At 71.7% G+C, this 6,768-nt stretch carries 6 protein-coding genes and 1 pseudogene; 6 read left to right on the forward strand and 1 reads right to left on the reverse strand.

Annotated elements, in window-relative coordinates; translation table 11 throughout:
* Positions 1–72: 72 nt before the first annotated feature.
* From ADK41_RS09280 to ADK41_RS09295, 4 genes are all read left to right on the forward strand, one after another.
* Positions 73–1,218 carry an FHA domain-containing protein gene (locus ADK41_RS09280; RefSeq protein WP_030827582.1) on the forward strand — a complete coding sequence of 382 codons (1,146 nt, stop codon included), beginning with the start codon at positions 73–75 and terminating at the stop codon, positions 1,216–1,218.
* 838 nt (positions 1,219–2,056) lie between these two features.
* Positions 2,057–2,890, forward strand: coding sequence for a PIG-L family deacetylase (locus ADK41_RS09285; RefSeq protein WP_030827581.1), 834 nt, complete (start codon positions 2,057–2,059; stop codon positions 2,888–2,890).
* Positions 2,891–3,295: 405 nt separating this feature from the next.
* Entirely contained in the window at positions 3,296–3,655 is a 360-nt protein-coding gene (locus ADK41_RS09290) for a helix-turn-helix domain-containing protein (RefSeq protein WP_030827580.1), read from the forward strand.
* 76 nt (positions 3,656–3,731) lie between these two features.
* Positions 3,732–4,142, forward strand: coding sequence for a VOC family protein (locus ADK41_RS09295; protein ID WP_030827579.1), 411 nt, complete (start codon positions 3,732–3,734; stop codon positions 4,140–4,142).
* Positions 4,143–4,227: 85 nt separating this feature from the next.
* Here the strand turns inward: ADK41_RS09295 and ADK41_RS09300 are convergent.
* Positions 4,228–4,647 (reverse strand): annotated as a pseudogene (locus ADK41_RS09300) (cation transporter); the annotation flags it as partial.
* Positions 4,648–5,266: 619 nt separating this feature from the next.
* Between ADK41_RS09300 and ADK41_RS09305 the strand changes: the two are divergent.
* Positions 5,267–5,485: a hypothetical protein gene (locus ADK41_RS09305; RefSeq protein WP_030827576.1), complete on the forward strand. Its 219-nt coding sequence runs from the start codon at positions 5,267–5,269 to the stop codon at positions 5,483–5,485.
* 96 nt (positions 5,486–5,581) lie between these two features.
* On the forward strand, positions 5,582–6,580 hold the full coding sequence (locus ADK41_RS09310) for a sporulation protein (RefSeq protein ID WP_030827572.1): 999 nt from the start codon (positions 5,582–5,584) through the stop codon (positions 6,578–6,580).
* Positions 6,581–6,768 lie beyond the last annotated feature (188 nt).

The raw sequence follows: 6,768 nt of genomic DNA on the forward strand, positions 1-6,768 counted from the left end.
GATGCGTCCTGATGGCGGATACCGGCGGGCGGCCTTAGAGTGACACCCCTGCCGTCGGACAGCGAGGCGTCCGTGGAACATCATCTGGCCGCGTCGGCGGAGCGAGCCGACTACCTCGTGGAGCTCTCCAACGTCGTACGCGACACCTCCCTCGGGCGGCACGGCCCGCGGTCCCTGCGCCGCCTCGGTCTGGTCCTGCGGGCTCTGATGGAGCTCACCAGGGATCCCGACGTCTCCGTCTACCTGGTCGCCGACACCAGCCTGCTGGGCGGGCACCGCGAGTTCGGCAATCAGGCCGAGGTCCGGCGACTGCGCGGCTGGGTGGCCGACGGGCTGGTCGAGGAGGTCGACGACGCCGATGAGCGCGTCCTCGAACTGGCCCGCATGACCGCGTCCCCGGTCGTCACCGGCGACCGGTACGTCGACCACCGCGTCGAACACCCGTGGATCCAGGGCAACACCTGGCAGTTCCTCAAACCGACAGCCCGCCCCGACGGGTCCGTCGCCCTCGTGGCGATGGACATGGGTGTGCGCTCGGCGGCGGAGATCTCCCGCAGGATGGAACTGTCCGCGCTGAAGAAACAGGGCCTCCTCGGCCCCTCGCGGACACCGCTGACCGAGGTGATCATGCGGACCTGGCGCTGCCCGGAGCCCCGCTGCACCCTCTACGACATCCGCAAGGGCGACCGGATCCTGCTGCCCCGTATGCGGCGCGGTGTTCCCACCTGCGAGCTGCACGGCACACCTCTGGAGGACGAGGGTCCGCGCCTGGGCACCACCCAGCTCAAGGCTGTCATCGACGGCGCCTGCGTGGCCCGGTACACCCTCGGCGAGGGCTCCGAAGCGCACGTCGGCCGGCTGCCGGGGCAGGTGGGCATCGCCCTGCACAGCCTGCTGTCCCCGCAGATCGCCCGGCAGGTCAGCCGCATGCACGTGGCCGTCTCCGCCCGGAGCGGCACGGTCCTGATCCGTGACATCAGCACCTACGGCACCCGAATGCGCCGTGCCGGCCGGCACGGCGCATTCGGCCCCTGGGAGAAGCTTCCCCCGCAGACCGACCGCCCCTTCCGCCCCGGCGACGAGGTCGAACTCGCGCCCGGCGTCGTCCTCACCCGCAGTGGCCGGCGCTTCCCCGCCGAACTCGCCGACGCCTGGCGGACGGAAGCCGCCAGGGTCCCCGTGCCGCCCAGTGCCGCGGCGCCCACCCGCCGGGCCTGACCGCCGGGGCATCGGCTCGACGCCTCACCCGTCCGGCGCGTACTCCGCCGTTCGGAGGGCGCGCGAGAAGGACCGCGATCGCACCCACCGTCCCAGGGCGGCGGAGACCGGCGTGTTCACGCCGCCTCGCGTGCCGCGGCCCGCACCCGCTCCACCGGCTCCTCGGCCGACGCGACCGCACGGTCCGTAGGCACGGACCGACCGCGGCCCGGCGCGGGTACTCCGTCGGACGCCTGCCCCACCGTCCGACACGATCCGGTGCAGCCGTGCAGCCGTGCGGTCGATGGCACGAACCGCCTCATCGCGGACAGCACCGTAGCGCCGGGGCTGTCGACCTCACCGGCCGTGCCCGCCATGGGTGCGGGGCATCGAGCTGTGGCACCGCACCGTGCTCGCCGCCTCTTGCACCGGACCGCTTCTCGTGGAGGTCGAAGTCCGTACGGGTGATCCCGCATTCTGTGATCCTCCGAGCCGAGGCGAGGGCCCGGCAGCCATGTGCGACCGCATCCGCCGCGCTCGGCCGCTCCACGCATCCCCAGGCCCGCACCCCGATCGGGATCTCACGACTGGTGTGGGACGGAAACCGAATCCGACGTGGTACTGAGACGTGCGGGTCGCGCCTGTCCCCCGGCCGCGTGGCACGCCGACGCTCGAAGGCCGAGTGGCCGCGCCGGGAACAGCCGGTGCGTCCGGCGCGGTTGCACCGACCGAGGGGCCGGCGCCGGACGGCGGGAGCACTGAGGCCGCAAGGTCCGCCCCACCAGGATCCGGGATCCGGGATCGCGGCACGCCCGCCGCGTACTCGGGCCAGGACTCATATCCGCAGGAGGACTGTTTCATGACCGACCGGCCCTTGACGCTCATGGCGGTACACGCCCACCCCGACGACGAGGCCACCGGAACCGGAGGTGTCCTGGCGCGGTACGCGGCGGAAGGCATCCGCACGGTTCTCGTGACGTGTACCGACGGTGGTTGCGGTGACGGGCCGGGGGGTGTCAAGCCGGGCGATCCCGGGCACGACCCGGCGGCGGTCGCCTTGATGCGTCGTCGAGAACTCGAGGCGAGCTGTGACGTCCTGAAGGTCAGCGATCTGGAGATGCTGGACTATGCCGACTCCGGGATGATGGGCTGGCCGAGCAACGACGCCCCCGGATCCTTCTGGCAGACCCCCGTGGAGGAGGGCGCGGCCCGGCTCGCGGAACTCATGCGGCACTACCGGCCTGATGTGGTCGTCACCTACGACGAGAACGGCTTCTACGGCCACCCCGACCACATCCAGGCCCACCGCATCACGATGGCGGCGCTGGAGATGACCGCGCTGACACCGAAGGTGTACTGGACCACGATGCCCCGCTCGGGGATGCAGCGGTTCGGGGAGATCATGCGCGAGTTCCATCCGGACATGCCGGAGCCGGACCCTGCCGAGGCCGCCGCGATGGCCGAGATCGGCCTCCCTGACGATGAGATCACCACGTGGGTGGACACCACCGCGTTCAGCGGTCAGAAGTTCGACGCGCTGGCCGCGCACGCCAGTCAGGGCGAGAACATCTTCTTCCTCAAGATGGGCAAGGAGCGGTTCGGCGAGTTGATGGGCACGGAGACCTTCGTACGTGTCCAGGACGCCACCGGCGCGGCCCTGCCCGAGAATGATCTCTTCGCCGGACTGCGCTGATCCGCCCGTGGGACCGGCCGGGAAAGCGCATCGACCGCACGGCGCGTACGAGGTCGCCCCGCCCGGCGGCGACCTCCCGTCGCTGCTCCGCGCACGCTGCGCCGACGCGCGCCCACGGAAGGAGCGGCACCAGGAGAAGAGGTGAGTACCGCACCACAGGGGCCGCGGGGAAGGACATGCCTCCGGCGGGGGCGCTCAGGCCCCGAGACGGCGGGGTGCCGCGGGCGTGTGGCGGGCGCGGGGGAGTTCCCGTCCCGTCTGCCGTCGAGCCAGGCGGACGGGACGGGAGCTGGGGCGAGTGGCCGGCCCGGGAAGTCCTGGAGGGTCCGCCGTCCTGGGTCCTGCCCGGGTGGACCGTGATGAGATGGTGCCGTGAGCCGCGCCGCAGAAGAGACCAATCGCCGTATGCTCCGAGCGCGTGACGTGATGGACCGCGACTACGCGCAGTCGCTGGACGTCCCCGCCCTGGCCCGCGTCGCACACGTGTCACAGGCCCACTTCACGCGTACCTTCCGGGCCACGTTCGGTGAGACACCGCACCGCTACCTGCAGCGTCGCCGCGTGGAACGGGCGATGTTCCTGCTACGGGAGACCGACCGCAGCGTGACGGACATCAGTTTCGAGGTCGGTTTCACCAGCCCGGGCACCTTCAGCCGGACGTTCCGCGACATCGTCGGCCGGTCGCCGCGGACGTACCGCAAGGAAGCGGTTGCCGTGGGCGTGCCGACGTGCTTCACGATGGCGTGGACTCGACCGCATGCCTGACGGGACGACAGGACGTCTTGTTCACCGAGCAGTTTTGGATAAGTTCTCGTCCTGGCCGATCGCTAGTGTCAGTGTCATGTTCAACGCCATCACGCAGTCGCAGATATACGTCCTCGACCAGGACGAGGCCATCGACTTCTACGTCGGCAAGCTCGGCCTGGAGATCACCGCGGACGTCGACATGGGTTTCATGCGCTGGCTGACCGTCGGCGTACCGGGTCGCCCCGAGCGACAGATCCTTCTGGAGAAGCCGGGTGCGCCGGCGATGTCGGAGGAGACGGCGGAGCAGGTGCGCGAGCTGGTGACCAAGGGGGCCATGGGCGGCTGGCTCGTCCTCACCACGGACGACTGCCGCAAGACCTACGAGACGCTGCTCGAGAAGGGGGTGGAGTTCACCGAGGAGCCCACCGAGCGCCCGTACGGGATCGACTGCGGTCTGCGCGACCCCTTCGGCAACCGCATCCGCTTCACCCAGCCGAAGGCCTGAAGCACTCCGGCACGTCGACATCCACGAACGGTCGCACCTCAGGCGCGTACGGGCCCTCCGGATCGGCCCCGGAGACGACTTCGCCTCAGACGGCGAGCACGGCGACGATGCTCGCCGTAGAGGGCGAGGAGCAGGGTGCCGTCGAAGCCGATCCTCAGCCGGCCGCGCCTCCGGCGGACGAGGAGACCGCCGAGCAGGAGCGCCGCCAGGACCAGCGCGCCGCTGGTGAGGAACCACTCGTCCACCGCTCGTCCGGGTGCGCGGCATGGAACAGGGACCCGCCTCGGTAGGCGGCGTCGCCGACGACCAGGTCGAGCGCGTCCCGGCCGTCGCCGCCGATGACGGCGGCGACGGCCGGGGTGACGGCTCCTCGCCGGACGGCGGCGATGGACGTGACGGTCTCCGGCAGGGCGTTGACGAGGCCCATGAGCACAGCGCCCACAAGGCCGGCGTTCAGGCCCGTGTGCTCCACGATGCCCTTGGCCGCACGGGCCACCGCCCAGCCCCGGCCATGGCCGGGCCCGCGACCGCGTATGCCGCGGCCGGCGGGGACGGCTGCGGGCGGGGACGGCCCTCATCGCCCGCGGCGGGTTCTCCGTCGTCATCACCGGGCCCGCCGGTACGACGGACCAGCGCCTCGGGGCCCCGGTCACCGGCCACGTGATGCTCCTCGCCGTCCGTGGTCCCGTCCTCACCCGGTTCGCGCCCACCCGCCCCACGGCCGCCCGGCCGCCCGGCCGAAGCAGGGCCCTACCGCGTCCTGCGGGCCGGCGCCCGCCGTGCGTCGGTGACACTCGTCCGCGCCCCCGCGCCCCGCACCACCGCGACCGGACGGCGCGCGTGATGCGGCAGAGCCCGGCCGGGCCGCTGCTGTGCTCGAGCGGCACGGGCTGCCGAAGGCAGTACGGGCGGAAGCGCCGCCGGCCGGCACGCTTCAGATCGGACACGGCCCTCGGACCGGCGAACTCGTCGCCGCGCTCGGCCTCCCAAGAGCCCGTTTTCGGCCTTTCCCGGCGAGCCCGCGCCGACCGTGCACCTCCCGGCCTCCGACAGCCCTATGCTTCTACTCGTTTGTAGAAGGCCCGCGACAGGGCCGGGCCTCACGTACCCGGAAGAGGACACGCATGGCTTCGATCGACCTGGAGAAGGTGCTCGACAAGGCGTGGGCGGACAAGAGCCTGCCCGAGATCCTGGCGGCTCCGGTGGGGGCGCTCAAGGGCGTCTCCGACCGTGACGGCGAGCTGCTTCAGGAGGCCTTCGGGGTCAAGACCGTAGCCGATCTGGCCGAGTTGAAGTACGTCCGCTGGGCGCAGGCCCTCGCCGCGCTGGACGCGGCCGAGTAGCCCGCCCCGCGCACAACCGTGGTGTCGTGCGTCCGCCCGGGCGCGCGGCACCACACCCGAACGAGACACACGCACGTATAAGGAGTGGACGCCGTCATGGTGTTCAAACGACTGCTCGGATCACTCGGGGTGGGCGGACCCACCGTCGACACGGTCCTCGACCCGGGAGCCGCCCGCCCCGGCGGCGCGCTCACCGGCCAGGTCCATCTCAAGGGCGGAGAAGCCGACTTCGACATCGAGCACATCACCCTGGAGCTCGTGGCCCGGGTCGAGGCCGAACACGATGAGGGTGAGAGCGAGGGCGTCGTCGCCTTCGAGCGGTTCACCGTCGGCGGCGGTTTCCGGCTGGGCGCGGGTCAGCAGCACAGCGTCCCGTTCACGGTGACGCTGCCGTGGGAGACCCCGATCACCGAGCTGTACGGGCAGGCCCTGGGCATCGTCCTCGGCGTGCGCACCGAGCTGGCGGTGGCCGGCGCCAGGGACAAGGGCGACCTGGACCAGCTGAACATCGCCCCGCTGCCCGCGCAGGAGGCGGTCCTCGAGGCGTTCGGCGCGCTCGGCTTCGGTTTCCGGTCGGCCGACCTGGAGTACGGGCGCATCGGCGGCACGGGGCAGCAGCTGCCCTTCTACCAGGAGATCGAGCTGACCCCGTCGCCGCAGTACGCGGACCGGGTGAACGAGGTCGAGGTGACCTTCCTGGCCAATCCGGGCGGCATGGAGGTCGTCCTGGAGGCCGACAAGCGCGGCGGCCTCCTCTCCGGCGGCCACGACGCGCTGACCAGGTTCACCGTCGGCCACCACGACTCCCGCGACTGGAACACGGAAGTCGACGGCTGGATGCGTCAGTTGGTCGAGCACCGCGCGTCGTACGGCGCCCACGGCGCCTACGGCCACGGTGACCCGTACGCCGGGCACGGGCACTACGGGCACGGCGGCCACCACGACGACCACCACCGTTCCGGTCCCGGCATGGGCACCGTCGTCGCCGCGGGCGCCGCCGGCCTCGCGGTCGGCGTGGTCGGGGGCATGGTCGCGGCCGAAGTCGTCGACGAGGTGGGGGACTTCTTCGAAGGGGACGAGGAGGACGAGGGCTGAGAGCAGTCCTCGGCAGACGGTGAAGGACACCGGCAGGGGGCGGCCGGACGCACGGCTCCGCCCCCTGCCGGCGACCTCTACGGCGTTGCAGAAGAAACTGGGCGCCCGGAGCACGCCGGTCCGGGCGCCCTCCCGACCAGGTACGGAGTGCTCATGGCCCTGTGGGACCGCCTCAAGGAGTCCGCGTC

The sequence above is a fragment of the Streptomyces caelestis genome, from assembly GCF_001279005.1.
Lineage (GTDB): Bacteria > Actinomycetota > Actinomycetes > Streptomycetales > Streptomycetaceae > Streptomyces > Streptomyces heliomycini.

What these genes read in the sequence shown, in the direction of transcription:
- ADK41_RS09295 (WP_030827579.1), top strand. Translation starts at nt 3,732, where the DNA reads ATGTTCAACGCCATCACGCAGTCGCAGATATACGTCCTCGACCAGGAC.
- ADK41_RS09305 (WP_030827576.1), top strand. Translation starts at nt 5,267, where the DNA reads ATGGCTTCGATCGACCTGGAGAAGGTGCTCGACAAGGCGTGGGCGGAC.
- ADK41_RS09310 (WP_030827572.1), top strand. Translation starts at nt 5,582, where the DNA reads ATGGTGTTCAAACGACTGCTCGGATCACTCGGGGTGGGCGGACCCACC.
- ADK41_RS09285 (WP_030827581.1), top strand. Translation starts at nt 2,057, where the DNA reads ATGACCGACCGGCCCTTGACGCTCATGGCGGTACACGCCCACCCCGAC.
- ADK41_RS09290 (WP_030827580.1), top strand. Translation starts at nt 3,296, where the DNA reads ATGCTCCGAGCGCGTGACGTGATGGACCGCGACTACGCGCAGTCGCTG.